Annotated in this window: 12 protein-coding genes; all 12 read left to right on the forward strand. The window is 55.6% G+C overall.

Annotated features, from left to right (window positions below; all coding sequences use genetic code 11):
* The first annotated feature begins 12 nt into the window (after positions 1–12).
* The 12 genes from RHJ80_RS11825 to RHJ80_RS11880 all read left to right on the forward strand — a co-directional run bounded on the left by RHJ80_RS11825 (position 13) and on the right by RHJ80_RS11880 (position 15389).
* A complete protein-coding gene (locus RHJ80_RS11825; protein WP_206200334.1) occupies positions 13–318 on the forward strand; it encodes a nucleotidyltransferase domain-containing protein in 306 nt (101 codons plus the stop codon).
* Entirely contained in the window at positions 312–794 is a 483-nt protein-coding gene (locus RHJ80_RS11830) for a hypothetical protein (RefSeq protein ID WP_310744596.1), read from the forward strand. The genes RHJ80_RS11825 and RHJ80_RS11830 overlap by 7 nt, the downstream gene beginning before the upstream one ends.
* A gap of 59 nt (positions 795–853) precedes the next feature.
* Positions 854–1984 (forward strand): efflux RND transporter permease subunit, encoded by a 1131-nt coding sequence (locus tag RHJ80_RS11835; RefSeq protein ID WP_310801063.1) that lies wholly within the window; start codon positions 854–856, stop codon positions 1982–1984.
* Positions 1981–2835: a hypothetical protein gene (locus RHJ80_RS11840; protein ID WP_206200338.1), complete on the forward strand. Its 855-nt coding sequence runs from the start codon at positions 1981–1983 to the stop codon at positions 2833–2835. Before RHJ80_RS11835 ends, RHJ80_RS11840 begins: the two co-directional genes overlap by 4 nt.
* 12 nt (positions 2836–2847) lie before the next feature.
* The gene (gene rppA, locus RHJ80_RS11845; protein WP_310801064.1) at positions 2848–3534 is read left to right on the forward strand and encodes a two-component system response regulator RppA; all 687 of its coding nucleotides are present in this window, start codon (positions 2848–2850) and stop codon (positions 3532–3534) included.
* Positions 3527–4879, forward strand: a complete 1353-nt coding sequence (rppB, locus tag RHJ80_RS11850) for a two-component system sensor histidine kinase RppB (RefSeq protein WP_310743093.1) — start codon at positions 3527–3529, stop codon at positions 4877–4879. The genes rppA and rppB overlap by 8 nt, the downstream gene beginning before the upstream one ends.
* A 52-nt stretch (positions 4880–4931) precedes the next feature.
* A complete protein-coding gene (locus RHJ80_RS11855; protein ID WP_310743094.1) occupies positions 4932–5258 on the forward strand; it encodes a hypothetical protein in 327 nt (108 codons plus the stop codon).
* A gap of 69 nt (positions 5259–5327) precedes the next feature.
* On the forward strand, positions 5328–6458 hold the full coding sequence (locus tag RHJ80_RS11860; protein ID WP_310801065.1) for an efflux RND transporter periplasmic adaptor subunit: 1131 nt from the start codon (positions 5328–5330) through the stop codon (positions 6456–6458).
* 124 nt (positions 6459–6582) lie between these two features.
* The gene (locus tag RHJ80_RS11865) at positions 6583–9048 is read left to right on the forward strand and encodes an ATP-binding cassette domain-containing protein (RefSeq protein WP_310801066.1); all 2466 of its coding nucleotides are present in this window, start codon (positions 6583–6585) and stop codon (positions 9046–9048) included.
* Between the two features lie 160 nt (positions 9049–9208).
* Positions 9209–11395 carry an amylo-alpha-1,6-glucosidase gene (locus RHJ80_RS11870; protein ID WP_302678388.1) on the forward strand — a complete coding sequence of 729 codons (2187 nt, stop codon included), beginning with the start codon at positions 9209–9211 and terminating at the stop codon, positions 11393–11395.
* 78 nt (positions 11396–11473) lie between these two features.
* Complete coding sequence (locus tag RHJ80_RS11875; protein WP_310801067.1) at positions 11474–14191, forward strand: bifunctional acetate--CoA ligase family protein/GNAT family N-acetyltransferase; 2718 nt, start codon at positions 11474–11476, stop codon at positions 14189–14191.
* 61 nt (positions 14192–14252) lie between these two features.
* On the forward strand, positions 14253–15389 hold the full coding sequence (locus RHJ80_RS11880; RefSeq protein WP_310744600.1) for a 5-(carboxyamino)imidazole ribonucleotide synthase: 1137 nt from the start codon (positions 14253–14255) through the stop codon (positions 15387–15389).
* Positions 15390–15400: the final 11 nt, after the last annotated feature.

Raw genomic sequence — 15400 nt, forward strand, 5'->3', positions numbered from 1 at the left:
GAGAGAATCAGGTTGCGATTAACGGATCAGCAAGTGCAGCAAATTTGCCAGATAGTGGCGGCGCTGGTGGGTAGCGAGGCTGAGGTGTGGTTGTTTGGTTCGCGGGTGGACGATCGCCTGAAGGGCGGCGATGTGGATTTATTGATCCGGCTGTCTCACCCCGTTGAGAATCCTGCCCTTGTCAGTGCTCGACTCAGTGCCAAAATCAGCCGCGCCATGGCAGGTCGTAAAGTGGACATTCTCCTCTGGGCACCCAATCTCCAGCGGCAGCCGATTCACGATTGGGCCCAACAAACGGGAGTTCGCCTTCAATGTTGAGTCCTCAACTTCAGGAACGCCTACATCACCTCTGCCAACTGGTGGAGCGAGAAGTGGCACACCTACAGGTGACGGATCAACGCCTCTTTCAGGAGCCATTTACGGCACGGCGGGCAGCACAATTGGAGGAGGATATTGACCTAGCGGAGCGGGTGGATGCTTTTGTGGCACGTTTTGGTCGCCTTCAAGATACCCTAGGGAGCAAGCTGTTGCCCGCCTATCTGAGTGCCTTTGGCGAACCAGTGGCAACTTTTTTGGAAAACCTTGACCGTGCTGAGCGACTCGGCCTTGTGCCTGATGCAGACGCTTGGTTTACTATGCGGCAACTGCGCAATCAAATGGTTCACGACTACATTCGAGATGCAGCCATTTTAGCCACGAGTTTGCAAGCTGCCCACGAGTTTGTTCCTGTCCTGATTGAAACTGCAACTCGGTTTTGCCAACGAATAAAGCACCAATCGTCCGGCAACTCCTAGCTTTTCATCTTTATTTCATGTGCCTTTGCCAAAATCAGCCTTAGTAACACACTGTGGTAATGCTGAATCGAATTCTTTGGTGGTCAATTGTCCAACGTTGGTTGGTGGTGCTCGGGGCAATCGCCCTGACGATTTTCGGTATTTTTCAACTGCGGCAAATGCCCCTTGATGTACTGCCAGAGTTTGCGCCCCCCCAAGTGGAAATTCAAACGGAGGCACCGGGCCTAGCACCAGAGGAAGTGGAATCGCTGATTACGCTGCCCATTGAAAGTGTCGTCAATGGTACGGCAGGGGTCGAAACTGTGCGCTCTGCCTCGTCTCTTGGCTTATCTGTTGTCAAGGTAGTTTTTAGTTGGCAAACGAATATCTATCAAGCACGGCAACTGATTACCGAGCGGTTGCAGGAGGTGCGCGATCGCCTACCACCTAATGCCTCACCCCAAATTTCACCGATTACCTCCCTGATTGCCACGATTTTGATGTATGCCCTTGCCCCCAAGGTGCCCACTGCCCCAGATGCCACCTCCCTCATGGAACTGCGACAGCTTGTGGATCAAAAGGTGGTGAATCGCCTCTTGGCAGTGCCGGGGGTGTCCCAAGTGATTGCCTATGGTGGAGATGTGCCCCAGTATCAGGTGCTGGTTGATCCTGATCGCCTCGCCGCACAACAGGTCTCCTTGCAGGACGTGGTGGCGGGGGTGAGTGGCGCCAATGAAAATGCAGCGGGTGGGGTCATTGTCACTCCCGATCAGGAGTTAATTGTGCGGGGCATTGGTCGGGCAACATCAGTCGCTGATTTAGCGGTGGCGTTGGTGGCGCACCGCAATGGCCAACCAATTCGCGTGCAGGATGTGGCAACAGTCACGAAAGGGCCTGCCTTAGCGCGGGGAGATGGCAGTGTTAATGGACAGCGAGCAATTATCCTTAATATTGACTTCTATATCCAAGAGGGGGAAGACCATATTCCCGTGGGTACTGCTACCGTTACTGCTGATATTGAAACGCCAACGGGCGATCGGGTCACTCTACCGATGACCTATACCCCTAGGGACAAACACTACACCGCACGGCTAGCCAATCCCGTGGCAGGAGACTATCGTATTGTTCTCCTTAGCACCATCAATGGTCAACCCATTAACAGTCGTTTTCGCTTTCGTTATGAACCCAATCAGGGAGGAAAACAAGAATGATGCTACCACGCTTTATCCAACCCACCCTCTTGGGACTGGCCATGCTCTTGAGTGGGGCGATCGCCACCCTTGGGATTGCCCAGCAACGGCAAATGCCTATGCTTCATGACCACCATCACCTGCACCACAGTCCCAACCATGAGCACGCAGACGGCTCTGCTACGACCCATATGGAACTGCTGAATGCGCCCGCACCTACGCCTCAACAACCAACCACCTTTACGTTGGCGATTCGCACCCACACTGGTGAAGCAGTGACGCAGTTTGAGCGTTTTCAAGAGGCGCTAATGCACCTGATCATCGTCAGTGATGATTTTCAAGTGTTTCAGCACCTGCATCCCCGCTATCTGGGTGAAGGTCAGTTTCAAGTCACAACCACATTGCCCCAAGGGGGAGGCTACACCCTCATTGCCGATTATAAACCCGCTGGCGCTGACGAAACGGTGGCGATGATCCCGATCGCGGCTGAAGGAACGCCGCCCGCATCGAGTACGCCAACCTCTCAAACCACCCAAGTGATTGGCACAACGGCAGTCGAACTAAAACTCCCTCAACCCCTCAAGGCTGGATCAGCGGTGGAAGTGGCCTTTCGCCTACGGGATGCTGCCACCCAGCAACCCCTTAGGGATCTGCGCCCCTACCTTGGCGAAGCAGGGCATCTGGTGATTTTGCGAGACACGACTCCCCTCGAACCTGCTGATTATCTCCATGCCCATGCCGTGGATCATCAACCTAAGGAGGTGATCCGTTTTATGACCCAGTTTCCTGTGCCCGGACGTTACAAGCTCTGGGGACAGTTCCAGCGGGGTGAGCAAATTGTTACTGCTCCCTTTTGGGTGACGGTGAATTAGGGGATTGCACGGATGAAGGTGTTGCTGCTTGAAGATGAACCGGATTTAGGAGCCGCCATTCAGCGGGTGTTGCAACGGGAAGGCTATGTGGTGGACTGGGCGCAGGAGGGGGAACTGGTTTGGGCCTACGTTGAGCAGTTGCAGGTGGACTACAGTGTTGCGATTTTGGATTGGATGGTTCCTCGGCTGTCGGGGTTGGAGGTTTGTCAGCGACTGCGTATCCACCACTACACGGTGCCCATTTTGTTGCTGACGGCACGGGATGGCCTCAGCGATCGCGTTCAGGGATTAGATGCGGGGGCAGATGACTATTTGATTAAGCCCTTTGCAATGGCTGAGTTGCTGGCGCGGCTGCGGGCTTTACTGCGGCGATCGCCCCAATTCCAACCCCAGCAATTGTGTCAAGGGGCATTAACGTTAGACTATGGTACCTTCACCCTGAGAAATAGGGCGGGTACTGAGGTGCAGTTAACCGCTAAGGAATTCCAGACCTTGGAATACCTCATGAAACGCCCCCAGCAGATTCTCAGTAGCGACCAACTGATGATGCAGCTTTGGGAAGTGGGCAGTGAACCCAGTAGTAATGTAGTGGCAGCACAAATTCGCCTGCTGCGCCGCAAACTCGCCCTCCTTGGTCAAGAGCACTGCATTGAAACCGTCCATGGGTTAGGCTATCGCTTTGTTGTCGATCATGGTTGATCATAAGCTCTTCCGCCACAGCCGCAGTCGTCTTGCCCTCTGGTATGCCCTCACCATGAGCGCTATTCTCAACGGCATGGGCTGGGGAATGTACGCCATCATCAGCCATTTTCAGGCACAAACCCTCCGGCAGGAGATGGCCTCCGTTGCTGGCACTCTTCACGATCAGTTGGAGGCAAAGCTCACTCACGCAGGTCAGTTTAATACCACTGTGCTGGCAACACTGCCGGGGCTATGTCGCGCGACTCAACCCTGTGCCCATCCCCCCCTTGATCCTCAGCGGCATGTGTTGGGTCTGAGTCAACAATCCCGCTACTATTTGGTGTTTTGGAGCGGGCAGGGTCAGCCCATCGGCTACCTAGGCGTGCCTCCCTTTGTGGAGTTTCCGCCCCAAGACTGGCAAATTATGGTGGCGACGGATGGCCAACGCTATCAACAGCACCGCGTTTTCCTAAAAACGGTGACGGGTGCACCTTGGGGGTATTTTGTCCTTGGGCGATCGCTCCAATTGGAGGATCAGCGATTGACGATGCTGCGCTGGTTACTGTTGACTGGACTGCCTTTGGGCATGACACTCATTGGTTTTGCCGGTTGGCACTTAGCAGGGCGAGCGATGGTTCCCATTTACCAAAGCTATGTGCGCATGGAGCAGTTTACCGCTGATGCGGCTCACGAACTGCGCACTCCCGTTGCCGCCATTCGCGCCACTTTGGAGGCCTTGGCGACGGATCCAGATCCTGCTCCAGAGGTCGTGGCACAAACCTTGAATGCTCTCCAGCGCCAGAGCCATCGCCTTACGGATTTGGTGCAGGATTTGCTGTTGTTGTCGCGGCTGGATCAAACTGAGAGATTGCCAATGGCAGAACGCTGCTGTCTGACCGAACTCATTAGTGAGGTGGTGAATGAACTTGTGGTCTTGGCGATCGCCGGCGGCATTGATCTCCATTGGCAGGAAGGCATGGCTCCCCAACTTTACGTGTGGGGGATTCCCAGTCAACTGAGCCGCGTCATTCGCAATCTGCTGCAAAATGCACTCCAATATACACCCGCAGGCGGGCAGGTAGAGGTAACGCTACACCAACAGCACCAAGAGGCGGTATTCACCGTCACTGACTCTGGTATCGGTATCGTAGCAGCGGATCAGGAGAAGATTTTTGACCGCTTCTATCGCGTTGCTAGAGATCGCGGGCGGCAACAGGGCGGAGCAGGGTTGGGATTGGCAATCGCCCAAGCAATTCTCCATCACCATCGCGGACGGATTCAGGTTAAGAGCGACTTGGGTCAAGGCAGTACGTTTACCGTATATTTGCCACTATCAACAAAAACCGACCCTCAATTTCATTAGCATTTCATCGGCTGCCGTCAAAATAAGTCATGGCTCGCTTTGAGGCGCAGAAATGTTGAAGTGGTTGCGATCGCCCCTTGTTTTTTTGGTACTGTTGTTGCCCCCTGCGGCCTACAGTCATGCTGGGCATGGAAACGAGTTTCACGCCCCCACAGCGGGGACTGGGCCGACGGCAGTCGAGGTGGACGCGACTACCCAAGAGCAATTGGGGCTGCGGTTAGAAACGGTGCAACCCCGTCCGCTGGCTGCCATTTTAGAGGTGACGGGTGAACTGGTGGCGTTGCCCAATCAGCAGGCCGTAGTAACCATGCCCGTACGCGGTACCCTACTGCGGTTGCTGGTGCAGCCGGGCGATCGGGTTCGTGTCGGCCAGCCCTGAGCCATTCTGGCTAGCCCTGAACTGGCGGAACTGCGAACCAGTGCTTTGGATCGCCAAAGTGAAGCCCTCATGAGTGTACGGGCGGCGGAAGCAGATCTGCGCTTTGCCCAGCAAAATTTCCAACAACAGCAACGGATTGCCGCTGCTACCTTCCGCGAAGCGCAAGTCAAAGTCCAAGCGGCGCAAGAACGCTTTGATCGCGAACTATTGAATGCCGGTGCCATTGCCCGGCGAGCTTTTTTAGCCACAGAAGAGGAGTTAGCAGCCGCCCAAGCCCAACTTGCCCAAGCCCAAAGTCAACTCCCCCCTGCTGAAGCCTATGCCCAACTGCAACGCGCCCAAGCCCAAGTGGCGGTAGCTCGCGATCGGCTACACCTCAGTCAACAGACCTACCGCACCCGCCTGCAACAATTGGGCACAACCGCCAATGCCGATGGCAGTGTCACGATCACAGCTCCCATTGCTGGTACGGTGGTAGAGCAAAGGATTACTCCCGGCGAGGCCAGTGAAGATGCTGGTAAACCCCTCCTCAAAATTGTCAATGGCGATCGCCTCCAAGTTGTTGCTTACCTTACAGAAGCACAGCGAGCACAGGTGGCTGTGGGTCAAGCTCTAAATATCACTGTTGCAGGACTTCCCAATCGTGTTTTCCGCAGTCGTATTGAACTCATTGATAGTGTCGTTGATCCCGCCACGCAGCGAGTTGCGGTACGCGCCAGCTTGGCTAATTCCAGCCAAGAACTCAAACCTGGTAGCTTTGCGACTGTCCAAATTTTTGACGATCGCCAAACCCGCAATGCCGTGATGATTCCCCAGTCCGCGATCGTGGAGCCAGTCGATCAGCCCCCCCTTGTGTTTGTGCAGAATGGTACTGCCTTTGAAGCTGTCGAAGTGACCCTTGGCCAGCGAGTTGGCGATCCGGTAGAAGTAATTAGCGGTCTTTATGGGGGCGATCGTATTGTTACCCAAGGTACGATGCAACTCTATGCCCAATCTCTGCGGGGGGATACCTCAACCGCTACTTCAGACACAAAACCGGAAACAGACTCTCCACCGTGGATTTGGTTGGGGGCGGCTGTTGGGGCGATCGCTCTATTTGGGGCAGGTCTAGGTTGGCAAGCCTATCGAACACAACGGCTGAATTCCGCAGCTCATACCGAACCCTCTCAATCTTCTACCCCCACGAAGGTCAACCCTTAGAAATCGCAAAATGCCACTCGGTCTTCTCCATTCTGAGGGGTTTGTGCGTCACGAGGACAGGGTGTCTGCCAAACTAGGCAAGATATTAGTTAGAGTTTTGAACACCTTGAACAGGCAGATAGTGATGCGATCGCCCCCCCCAAAAACGATTGTTGATCTCCCCACCGTCACCCTCACCCTCGAAAGTCAGGGGAAAATGTTGACCTATTCCCTGACCCAACCGGAGCATCGCCTCGGACGCGATTACCAATGGGCAGATTTAGTAGTGCCCGATGATCCACTGTGGTCAGTGATTTCCAGCCGCCATGCGGTTTTTAAGCAACAGGGGGCAACCTACTACCTCTGGGATGGCGATGGCCATCAACGCCGCAGTACCAATGGCACCTTCTACAACCGACGCCGCATCGGCATTGAAGAGGGCTTTGCCCTTGGGGAAACCCTACGCTTAGAAATTGGCCAAGACCCGAAAAACAAAGTGCAATTGCTGGTGCAGATCCAGTTTTCGGGCACGGCCAGTCCACCGCCTTTGCCGCAGCAGCGCCGCCTTGTCCTCAAAACCCTCAAAGAATGGCCGCTGACTTTAGGGCGCGAAGCCAGCAACAGCTATCAGCATTGGCAACTGGATGCCCCCACGGTGTCTTTGCGCCACGCCAGTATTGATCGCACCAGTGCCGGCCTCTACGTCCTACGGGATTTGGGCAGCAGCAACGGCACCTATGTCAACGCCAAACTCCTCAAAGACCCCTACACGCTGCGCAATGGCGATCAAATTCGCATTGGCCCCTTTGTCCTGCTCTACCGCCACGAGACCCTAGAGATTACGGATCAGGGCAGCCACATTCGCATTGATGCTTGGGGATTGGAACGATGGGTGAAAACCCCAGCGGGCGATCGCTCCCTCTTGCAAGAGGTCTCCTTTGTGGCGGAGCCGACGCAGCTTGTGGGTATTGTCGGTGGCAGTGGTACGGGGAAATCCACCCTCTTGAAAGTGTTGATGGGGCTGGCTCCCCTTCAGGCAGGACAGGTGCTACTCAATGGTCTCGATCTGCATCGCAATCTTGCCACCTACCGTCACCAAATTGGTTATGTACCCCAAGATGATATTGTCCACGCCCGCCTCACGGTCGCCGAAGTCCTGAACTATGCGGCGCAACTGCGCTTACCAGCGGATACCGATGCCCAAAACCGCAAAGCCGCCATTCAGCGAGTTCTTGAACAGGTGCAGTTAACGGGAACTGAAGATCAACTGGTGGCGAGTCTCAGTGGCGGTCAGCGCAAGCGGGTGAGTATTGCCGTTGAGCTATTGGCCAACCCCAAGCTCTTTTTCCTTGACGAACCCACCTCGGGTCTGGATCCGGGGCTAGACTTTTTGTTGATGCAGTTGCTGCGGCAATTGGCAGATGAAGAACGCACGATTGTCTTGGTGACCCATGCTACGAGTCATGTGCATTTGTGCGATCGCCTGCTGGTTCTAGGCTCGGGTGGGCGTCTTTGCTATTTTGGCCCTAGCGATCGCGCTTGTGAATTCTTTAGCCCTGATCGCCCCCTGAATTCCGTGGCTGAAATCTATGCCCTCTTGACTCCCGAAAATAGTGCCGAATGGAGTCAAAAATTTCGCCAATCCACGGACTATCAACGCTACCTTGCCAGCCACCTCAGCATGGGGCACCACTATGAGAGCACCAGTGTTTTGGGGGGCGAAAACCGTGCCAGTGCCGAATCCCCTCCCCAACAGCCAGCACCCCCTCACCTCTATCAATGGCGGGTGTTGTGTCAACGCCAGTGGCAACTCCTGTGGCGCGATCGCCTCAGCCTTGTCTTGAATCTGATCAGCGTCCCCATTGCCCTGCTGCTCACCCGCTTTGCTATTGATCGCTCCCCCTTTGTCCCCCAAGATCCCCCCGGCCTGCTGCAAGCGGCTCAAGCCCTGCGCATTCTCTTTGTCTTTACCTGTGCCTGTCTTTGGGTGGGACTCTCCGGCTGGGCGCAAGCTTTGATTACAGAGGTGGCCATCTACCGCCGCGAACGTCTTGCCAATCTCAGTCTCTGGGCTTACATGGCAGCCAAACTCACCCTTGGTAAGGGGATGGCTTTGGTACAAACACTGCTCATTACCCTTGTGGCACTGTTGGCCTTTGGTCTGCCGCAGGGTGCCCTCCTCCCTTGGCCGGTGGGGTTTGGCATCACCACCTTCCTGACCCTAGTGGCCAGTCTCTGTTTAGGATTACTAATCTCTGCTGCCGTGAATAACAGTGATCAAGCCAGCAAGATTTTACCGCCATTGCTCCTACCGCAAATTATTTTTGCTGGCGTCCTCTTTAAGCTCACGGGCGTTGCGACTGTCCTCTCTTGGCTGACGATTGGCCGTTGGACAATGGGTGCCTATGGTGCCTTGATTGACGTGAATGGCATGGTACCGCCGCCCCTCGATTTTGGCCTTTTTGAACCCCCTCCTCAGCCCTTTGATCCAACACCTGTCTATGCCCCCACCTGGGGCAACCTGCTGCTGAATTGGGGACTGCTGATCCTCCACAGCCTCATTTACACGAGCGTGGCCACCTATTTGCAATGGCGCAAAGCGCCACCTTAAGGCCATCGGGGGTTGATCTTCCAACCAGAGGCAAGGTTCAACCGCATATTGACTCATTACAATTGAGCATATTTACTTATTGCAATTATGGCTGTCCTGCGAGATGATCTAACAAATGACCCAAAATTGTTCCTATTGAACATAGACTGCTGCCGCACCCATGGAGAGCGATGTTGTTTCCCTGTATGGGCGCGATTATATCCCCATTGTCGCCCCGCCCCCGCCGGCTACTAAAATTCGAACTCACCCGAAAACGGTTCCGGTGCTCAAGGACGACGATGTGCTGCTCATTTGTGATGAGTTGGGCAATATCTGTAATGACGAGCAGCAAACGGCTATTACAGGTTTATTTTGTCAGGATACCCGCTTCCTCAGTCAGGCGGAATTGCGCGTGGGGGGCGATCGCCCGATTCTGCTGAGTTTTCATTGTACAGGTAGCCATGCGCTCAAGGTGGTGTGCACCAATCCCAAGCAACCTTCTCTGCCCGCGGAGGCCTTAGCAATTGAACGATTCCTAGTGGTGCGGGGTGCCCTCTTTGAAACGATTCTCATCACCAATCATCAGGCGCAGCCGGCCAGCGTGGAGATTCGTTTAACCTTTGCGGCAGACTTTCAAGATTTATTTGAAATTCGCCAATACGGCGGTGGTCGCCCACAGCGGGGAAAAACGCTGCAACCCGTCAGTTGTGAATTGCGCCACACCAAAGGACGGGCGGATCTGTGCTTTGCCTACCAAGGGCTTGATGGCGCCCTTATGGAAACCCAAGTGCAGTTCTTGGGCACCCCTCCGGATCGTCTTGATGACACCACCGCCCTCTGGCGTCTCAAGCTAGAACCCCAAGGCTACCACAGCATTCACTATTGCATCCGCCCCTTTACCAATGGGGCACCCACAGCCCATGTCCCTGTGCCTTCATCCCTAGCGGCTGCCGATCAAGCGGCTCAACAGGAGCGGCAACAGTGGTGGTCAGACTGCACGGAAATTGTCACCTCAAATCCGCAGTGGAATCGCATCCTACGGCGGGGGATGGCAGATCTCTATATGCTCTTGCAGTCCTTTGGCCATGGCAAGGTGCTGACGGCTGGCATTCCTTGGTTTGCCACCCTGTTTGGCCGTGACTCGATCATCTCAGCCATGCAGACACTGATCCTGAATCCAGCGATCGCCCGTGATACGCTGCGCACCCTTGCCCATTACCAAGGGAAACAGGTCTGTCCTGAGCGTGATGAGCAGCCGGGGAAAATTCTCCATGAACTGCGCTTTGGCGAGATGGCGCGCAACCGCGAGATTCCCCATACCCCCTACTATGGTACGGTGGATGCCACCCCCCTGTGGCTGATGCTCTATGCCGACTACTACGCATGGACGGGCGATCGCACCACGGTCGAGGCGCTCTGGCCCCATGCCCTTGCGGCAATGAACTGGGTGGATCAACAAATGGCCGCCACGGGCTACCTCACCTACGATCGCCAAGCAGCCAAAGGCATTGACAACCAAGGCTGGAAAGATTCTGGCAATTGTATCGTCAACCGTCGCGGTCAACTGGCTCACAGTCCCATTGCCCTCTGTGAAGTTCAAGGCTACGTCTATGCCGCCAAAACCCGTCTGAGTGCCCTCGCTCGAGACTTTGGCTATGGCGAGTGGGGCGATCGCTGGCGGCAGCAAGCAACGGATCTCAAAACTCGCTTTAACCGCGACTTTTGGCTTGAACCGGAGGGATTTTATGCCCTAGCCCTCGATGGCGAGGGTCGCCCCGTTGATAGCCTCACGTCCAATGCAGGTCAGTGCTTGATGACAGGAATCTGTGACCCCGAAAAAGCCCAACGGGTCGGACAACGTCTGCGGCTGCCGGATCTATTCAATGGTTGGGGCATTCGTACCCTCAGCAGCACCTCCCCTGCCTACAATCCCATTGGCTATCACTTGGGGTCGGTCTGGCCCCACGATACGGGTCTGATTGCCTTGGGGCTGCGCGCCATTGGTGATAGTGACTTTGCCCTGACCTTGGTGGATACCCTTTTTGATATGGCCTGTCGGCAGCCAGATTTGCGCCCACCAGAACTTTTCTGTGGCTTCGATCGCCAGACCTATCCCCAACCGGTGCAATATCCCGTGGCCTGCTCTCCCCAAGCTTGGGCAACGGGCAGTCTGTTTCAATTCATTCAGATCATGGCTTGGCCGCTGGTGGATGTGCCCCAAGGCAAGTTTTTGGTGCATCAGCCCCTGTTGCCCAACAGTATCGAGGAACTCCACCTCCGTAATTTGCGGGTCGGTGACACTCGCTTTCACCTGCGGCTTTGGCGCACGGGCGAGAAGGGCTGTGACTGGGAAGTACAGCCGGCGTAACGAATCGTAACTCGGGACGATCGCCCTCGCTAGAGTAGAGGTGGCTCAATTCCCAACCTCTGTAACGCAAGCAACGGCATGACCCGAACCACCGCCTACGACATTTGGCGCGCTGGTCATCAACCCCTGCGCCCCCTCTTTGCCCCCAAAAGTGTTGCTGTCATCGGTGCCAGTGAAAAAGAAGGCAGTGTTGGCCGCACCCTTCTCTGGAATCTGATTCAAACCCCCTTTGGCGGAACGGTTTTTCCCGTCAACCCGCGCCGCAGTTCGGTGTTGGGCATCAAGGCCTATGCCCGTGTGACGGCGATCCCCGAAGCGGTTGATCTCGCAGTCATTGCCACCCCTGCGGCTACAGTACCAGCGGTGGTTGCCGAGTGTGCAGCAGCGGGTGTGAAGGGGGCAATTATTGTCTCGGCGGGATTTCGGGAAGTGGGGGCGGCGGGTCTTGCCCTCGAAGAAGAGATTTTAACCATCGCCCGTCAGGCGCGGATGCGCATTATTGGTCCCAATTGTCTGGGAATAATGTGTCCGCCCACGGGGCTGAATGCTACCTTTGCCGCGACAATGGCGCGATCGGGTCATGTCGGCTTTCTCAGTCAAAGTGGCGCCCTGTGCACTTCGATTTTGGACTGGAGTTTGCAGGAGAATGTCGGCTTTAGTGCTTTTGTTTCCATTGGCACGATGCTGGATGTGGGCTGGGGCGACCTCATTTACTACCTAGGCGATGATCCGCAAACCCGCTGCATTGTTATTTACATGGAATCTCTGGGGGATGCGCGATCGTTCCTCTCCGCCGCGCGGGAAGTGGCCTATGTCAAGCCGATTATTGTCATCAAAGCAGGACGCACTGCCGCCGCCGCTCAGGCCGCCGCTTCCCATACCGGGGCATTGATGGGATCCGATGCAGTGGTGGATGCGGCCCTAGAACGCTGTGGGGTGCTGCGGGTGGAAACCATTGAAGATCTGTTTGACATGGCCGAAGTCCTCGACAAGCAATCGCGCCCCAAAGGCCCCCATTTGACGATTCTCACCAATGCCGGTGGACCTGGGGTCTTGGCGACCGATGCCCTGATTCGGGCGGGTGGTCAACTGAGTCCCCTCTCTGGGGATACCCTCAAGGCACTGAATCAAGTGCTCCCCCCCGCTTGGAGCCACGGTAACCCCGTGGATATTTTGGGGGATGCCACTGCGGATCGCTATCTCAAAGCTCTGCAATACTGTGAAACCGATCCAAATAGTGACGGTTTGCTGGTGGTACTGACGCCCCAAGCCATGACCGATCCGCTGGCGATCGCCCAAGGTCTTGCTACCTATGCCAAAAACCGTCCCAGTGGTGCCAAGCCGATTCTGGCCAGTTGGATGGGGGGCACAACGGTCAAAGAAGGGGAAGCCATTCTCAATCAGGCGGGCATTCCCACCTATGCCTATGCCGATACTGCTGCCCGCATCTTTAGTTATATGTGGCGCTATAGCGATCACCTGCAGGCGCTTTACCAAACCCCCTCGCTGCCCTTAACCACCACCCCCCCGGATCGGAATGCTGTCAGTCAACTCTTTGAGCACGTGCGCAGTGAGGGGCGTACCCTATTGACGGAGTGGGAAGCCAAGGCGGTTCTTGCTGCCTACGGCCTACCGGTGGTGGAAACCTGTATTGCCCGCAGTGAAGCAGAGGCAGTGGCTGCTGCCGATCGCCTAGGGTATCCTGTAGTTCTCAAGCTCTATTCGCCCACAATTACCCACAAAACGGATGTCGGGGGTGTTGCCCTCAATCTTCCCGATGCGGCTGCGGTCATTACCGCCTACCAACAGATTGAGAAAAATGTCACCACTGCTGCTGGCGCGGATCATTTTGCTGGTGTCACCGTGCAGCCGATGATCCCATGGAAGGGGTTTGAACTCATTTTGGGCAGTTCCACCGATGCTCAGTTTGGGCCGGTGATTCTCTTTGGTACGGGGGGACAGTTGGTGGAAGTCCTCGAAGACACCGCGATCGCCCTTCCCCCCCTGAACACCACCTTGGCACGCCGTCTGATTCAGCAAACGAAAATCTCCCGTGCCTTTGCCGGCGTGCGGGGTTGGCCAGCCGTCAACCTTGCCCTATTAGAAGATCTGCTGGTGCGCTTTAGCCTGCTGGTGGTGGAGCAGCCGTGGATTAAGGAAATTGACATCAACCCCCTCTTGGTGGCACCCCCGGATCGCCTGATGGCCTTGGATGCCCGCATTGTGCTCCACAAAGAGGAAAGCACCTTTGTCAAGCCTGCGATTCGTCCCTATCCCACCCAATACGTCAGTCCCTGGCAGTTGCGCGATGGTACCCCAGTGCTGATTCGACCGATTCGGCCAGAGGATGAACCCCTAATGCGGCAGTACCATGCGACCCTCTCGGAGCAGAGTGTCTATTTGCGCTATTTCCACCTGATGAAGTTGTCGCAGCGGGTTGCCCACGATCGCCTAGTGCGCATCTGTTTTGTGGACTACGATCGCGAGATGGCTCTGGTGGTGGAGCATCAAGGCGCCAGTGAACCGCAAATTATTGGTGCGGCTCGCCTCAGTAAGGATCACTTTAGCAATACAGCCGAGTTTTCGATGTTGATTAGCGATCGCTGGCAGCGGCAAGGCCTTGGCACTGAATTACTACACCGCTTGATTCAAATTGGCCGCGATGAGGGGCTAAGTGCCATCCACGCCTATGTTCTCAAGGATAACGAGGGGATGATTCGTATTTGCCGCAAATTGAACTTTGAGTTTGCTGCCGGTGATGATCCCAGCGTTTGGTTTGTGCAGCTGGATCTCTAGGGGGCAATCCAAGGGGCATTGAGATAGGACAATAGTTTCCGTTGAGTCTATTGCGGAAAGAGTGAACAAGGTAACTCAGATCGGTGTTATTGGTGGCGGTCAGTTGGCTTGGATGTTGGGGCTGGCGGCCAAGGAAATGGGACTCTCGCTGTGGGTACAAACGTCTGCGGCAACGGATCCAGCCGTCGCGGTTGCTGCGGGGGTCTGCTATGGGGCGATCGCCGATGTGGCAACGACAGCGCAACTGGCTAAGCAGGTTGATGTGATTACCTTTGAGAATGAGTTTGTCGATCTCGAGGGGTTGCAGCGCCTTGAACAGCAGGGGATTTGTTTTTATCCCCGCCTTGCCTCCTTGGCTCCCCTCTTGAACAAGTACCAGCAGCGCCACTTTTTGCAACAACTGGGGATTCCTGTACCCGCCTTTGGCTATTTGGGCGATCGCCCGCCCAGCATTCCCTGTGTGATTAAAGCCTGTCGCCACGGCTATGACGGCCAAGGCACATTTGTCATCTCCGATGAGCAGGCATGGCAGCAGTTTCAGCAGCGTTGGCCAGAAATTCCGCCCCAAGGGTTTTTGGTGGAAGCCTTTGTGCCCTATGTCAAAGAACTGGCGATCATGGCAGCGCGATCGCCCCAAGGAGACATTGCCCTATACCCCGTGGTGGAAACGCAGCAGGTGGCTGCCATCTGTCGCTGGGTGATTGCCCCTGCCCCGGTTGACCCCCAAGTGAGTGAGCAAATTCAGCAGATTGCCCGCCAAATCCTAACGGCACTTGATGCTGTGGGTATTTTTGGCATTGAGTTTTTCCTCACAGCCACGGGTGAGGTACTCGTGAATGAAATTGCGCCCCGCACCCACAATTCTGGGCATTACACCATTGATGCCTGCGTCACGAGTCAATTTCAGCAGCACTTGCGCGCCATTAGTGGCCAGTCCTTGGGCAGTCCCGCCATGCAGGTACCGGCAGCGGTGATGGTAAATCTCTTGGGCTTAGCCGAACCGCAGGTTGACTATGGGGCAAAATGTCAGGCCTTGGCGGCTCTCCCCCACGCGAACCTTCACTGGTATGGTAAAAGTCAAACCTACGCGGGTCGCAAGTTGGGTCATCTTACAGTGCTGTTGGCAGAACCAGCGGCAGCCCTACCCATGATCCAGCACATTGAAGCCCTCTGGTATAGTACGCCTGTTGCTGTGTGACCGTTCCTGCT

This window comes from Thermosynechococcus sp. QS41 (assembly GCF_031583515.1).
Taxonomy (GTDB): domain Bacteria; phylum Cyanobacteriota; class Cyanobacteriia; order Thermosynechococcales; family Thermosynechococcaceae; genus Thermosynechococcus.

Coding starts and splice junctions, on each gene's coding strand:
- RHJ80_RS11875 (WP_310801067.1), top strand. CDS start 11,474: ATGACCCGAACCACCGCCTACGACATTTGGCGCGCTGGTCATCAACCC.
- rppA (WP_310801064.1), top strand. CDS start 2,848: ATGAAGGTGTTGCTGCTTGAAGATGAACCGGATTTAGGAGCCGCCATT.
- RHJ80_RS11860 (WP_310801065.1), top strand. CDS start 5,328: ATGAGTGTACGGGCGGCGGAAGCAGATCTGCGCTTTGCCCAGCAAAAT.
- RHJ80_RS11835 (WP_310801063.1), top strand. CDS start 854: ATGCTGAATCGAATTCTTTGGTGGTCAATTGTCCAACGTTGGTTGGTG.
- RHJ80_RS11870 (WP_302678388.1), top strand. CDS start 9,209: ATGGAGAGCGATGTTGTTTCCCTGTATGGGCGCGATTATATCCCCATT.
- RHJ80_RS11855 (WP_310743094.1), top strand. CDS start 4,932: ATGTTGAAGTGGTTGCGATCGCCCCTTGTTTTTTTGGTACTGTTGTTG.
- RHJ80_RS11830 (WP_310744596.1), top strand. CDS start 312: ATGTTGAGTCCTCAACTTCAGGAACGCCTACATCACCTCTGCCAACTG.
- RHJ80_RS11865 (WP_310801066.1), top strand. CDS start 6,583: ATGCGATCGCCCCCCCCAAAAACGATTGTTGATCTCCCCACCGTCACC.
- rppB (WP_310743093.1), top strand. CDS start 3,527: ATGGTTGATCATAAGCTCTTCCGCCACAGCCGCAGTCGTCTTGCCCTC.
- RHJ80_RS11840 (WP_206200338.1), top strand. CDS start 1,981: ATGATGCTACCACGCTTTATCCAACCCACCCTCTTGGGACTGGCCATG.